This window comes from Dyella silvatica (genome assembly GCF_026283955.1).
Lineage (GTDB): Bacteria > Pseudomonadota > Gammaproteobacteria > Xanthomonadales > Rhodanobacteraceae > Dyella_C > Dyella_C silvatica.
This window is the reverse complement of record NZ_JAPDPE010000211.1, coordinates 1-2,988: the sequence shown is the minus strand read 5'-3', so window position 1 is coordinate 2,988 and position 2,988 is coordinate 1. Positions and strand designations below refer to the sequence as shown.

At 61.4% G+C, this 2,988-nt stretch carries 3 protein-coding genes; 2 read left to right on the top strand and 1 reads right to left on the bottom strand.

Annotated features, from left to right (window positions below; genetic code table 11):
* Positions 1-120: 120 nt before the first annotated feature.
* Positions 121-2,136 carry a TonB-dependent receptor gene (locus OUZ52_RS22585; protein ID WP_266160858.1) on the bottom strand — a complete coding sequence of 672 codons (2,016 nt, stop codon included), beginning with the start codon at positions 2,134-2,136 and terminating at the stop codon, positions 121-123.
* A gap of 95 nt (positions 2,137-2,231) precedes the next feature.
* On the opposite strand from OUZ52_RS22585, the gene OUZ52_RS22580 reads away from it, so the two are divergent.
* Positions 2,232-2,660 carry a MerC domain-containing protein gene (locus OUZ52_RS22580; protein ID WP_266160857.1) on the top strand — a complete coding sequence of 143 codons (429 nt, stop codon included), beginning with the start codon at positions 2,232-2,234 and terminating at the stop codon, positions 2,658-2,660.
* A 55-nt stretch (positions 2,661-2,715) separates the two neighbouring features.
* The coding region (locus OUZ52_RS22575) for a cation efflux transmembrane domain-containing protein (protein ID WP_266160856.1) at positions 2,716-2,988 on the top strand (273 nt) is incomplete at its 3' end.

The following is a 2,988-nucleotide window of genomic DNA, read 5'->3' as shown; positions in this document are numbered from 1 at the left end:
GAGTGGCCGCCATGCGGCAGCGCGCGGCTTGGCCTGGCAGCCAGCCAGGCCGGCGCCACGCACTACCACCTGGCAGCCACTCAACGACAACGCGGGCTACGCGAATAGCGTGAACAGGCCCTAGAAGAAGGCGCGCACGCCGATCGAGACATTGCGTCCCGGCTGCAAGACCTGATCCTTGAACAGCGATGTCGCCAGCCGCGCCTTGCGGTTGGTCAGGTTGTTGCCATCCAGAAACGCCTCCCACTGACTTTGCTCGCCGTTATAAAAGGTCCAGGCGGCATGAGCGTTGACCAAGGTGTAGCCTGCCGTACGGGTTTCGAATGCAGCGGTTTTGTCTTGCGCGAAATACTGCACGGCACCGACGCTGGCACGAAGATCATCGCGGCTCCAGTTGAGCTGCGCGCCCAGGCGCCCGGCGGGGATGCGCGGCAGGTTGCCGCCACCATGGCCAAGGCTGGCGCGCACGCTGTCGCCATAAACGCGTAGATCCCATGCCCCGGCGTTGCTTTTGGCCAGGTGCATGGTGGCTTCGGCCTCCCAGCCGCGGAAGCTGGCATTGCGCTGCGACCACTGACGCACCGGCAGGTCGTCTTCTTGCTCGCCGGTATCGGCGAGATAAATGAAATCGTGGTAACGGTTGTAGTAGGTACCGACTTTGCCTTCGACGAAATCGCCGTGATAGTGCAGGGCCAGTTCCGCTTGGTTGGCACGTTCCTTTTTTATCTCGGGATTACCTATCTCGAATGAATTTGAGGCCGCGTGCGGGCCGTGCGAGAACAACTCTTCTTCGGCCGGTGCGCGTTCGGCGTGATCCAAGTTGATGCTGGCATGCCACGACTGGCTGAAGCGCCAGGCCAACCCGCTGGAAAAACTGGCCGGGGTGAAACTGCGGCGAGTGGCGTTTTCCGGGGAAGCGGTTTGTCGGTCGGTACGCGCGCCGAGCTCTAGTTTGAGCGGGCCGAATTCGCGTTGCTCAGTGATAAATACGCCCCAGCCGCGTGTCGTGGTCGCGGGCACAAAGGTTTCCGCGCCGATGGCGGCGAAGTTGCGATGAAAATACTGTAGGCCGAAGGCACCTTGCCAACCCGCGAATGGCTGGTGGGTAAGCAGCAGGCGACCTTCATTGGCCTTGTTGGTGAAAGTGGTGCTGGGGGTGCTGCCTTCGAATTCCACATGCTGATAATCGGTATGACCGAAGCTGAGCTCGGCTTTGGCGATACCGGGCAATGGCTGGTTGAAGCCGCCCTTGAGGTCATAGCGGGTCTGCGCCAGTTTGATATGCACGGGTTCTTCGTCGTGGTCGTGACCTGGCTGTGCCTGGTGACCGGGCTCGGCCGGGCTACCGTATTTATTCATGTAGCGCGAGATCGAGACGCCGACATAACCCCAGTCCCCCAGCAGCGAGGCACCGAAGGCGCCCGAGGTGGTTTTCACCTGGCTATTGGCCTGGCTGCCGCCAGGGATGTCGTAGCTGTCATCGTTGCGGCGCATGCCGTCCACATGCACGGCAAACTGCTGGTTGCCGGCATCGGCTCGGAAGACGCCGGTCTTGCCCTGGGTACCGCCGTCGTAGCGCCCTTCGGCGCGACCGCTAAAGCCGTTTTGTGGGGCGGCCATGGGGATGCGTCCGTCGACGACATTGACCACGCCACCGATGGCGCCAGAACCATAGAGCAGGGTGGACGGCCCCTTGAGCACTTCGATCTGATCGGCCAGGAATGGCTCGATGGCGGTCGCATGATCCTGGCTGATGTTCGAGACATCTTGCGAGCCCAGGCCGTTCTCGAGGATGGCGACACGCGGGCCATCCATGCCGCGAATCACCGGGCGGCCGACCGCCTTGCCCAGGCCGGTGGTCTGAACGCCGGGAATGACCGACACCGTTTCGCCTAGCGTGCCGGCCTTGGCGTCATCCAGCCGGGTACCGGCCAGTACGGCCACCGGAGCCACGATCTGGTCAGCCTTTTGCCCAAGCGGCACGGCGCTCACGATGATGGTGTTCAGGTTTTTCGCTTTGCGGGTTTCCTGCTCCGCCGGCGCATCCATATCGGCATCGTTATCGGCGGCATAAAGCGGTAGGGCGCCGCCGCCGAGGCTGGCGGTCAGGGCGAGGGCGAAAACAGTTCTGCGCACGATGTAAACTCCTTGCTGACGTTCGTTACGTTATAATGTAACATTGCTTGCCAGTGGCGGAGCAACCCGTCACGCTTAACGCCTTAGGCAGACCGATGGACACTGAGCAAGTGCACAAATCCCGTGGGTGGTTCATTGCCGATCGCATTGGTGCGACCGCTTCGTTCCTGTGCGCGGTGCACTGCGCCGCGCTGCCATTCGTGTTGGCTTTGTTGCCGGTTCTGGGGCTGGAGTTTCTTGCCGATCATCGCTTCGAGCGCGGCTTTGTATTTTTCGCCTGCATCCTGGCGTTGATCAGTTTGATCAGCGGTTTTCGCCGCCACCACCGACCGCTGCCCTTGTTGCTTGCGCTGCCCGGAATGACCTTGCTGGTGCTTGGCGTGACCTATGCCGAGCATTATTCGATTGCCTTACACAGCGTCTTGGTTACCTGCGGCGGCCTGTTGTTGGCCTCGGCCCATTTCATTAATCTGCGCACCGATCGTCACCGTGCGCACGTGCACGGTCCGCAGTGCGCGCACTGATGATGCATGGTGCCGGTGATTGTGTAACGGCGTGCGCGCTTCCTAGCATGTTCGGATGAAAATGCCTCATCGCCCTGGGTCCCATGCCCACGCTCACGATCATCACGATCATTCACACAGTCACTCTCATATACACGCGGCAGGCGGCGAGGGGCAGGGGCGTGAGCGCAAATTGCTGATCGCCTTCGTGCTGACCACCGTGATGATGGTGGCCGAGGTTTTTGGCGGTTTCTGGTCTGGCTCGCTGGCCTTGCTGGCAGACGCCGGCCACATGATGGTCGATTCGCTGGCGCTGTTGTTGGCGGTGTTTGGCGCATGGTTCGCAAAA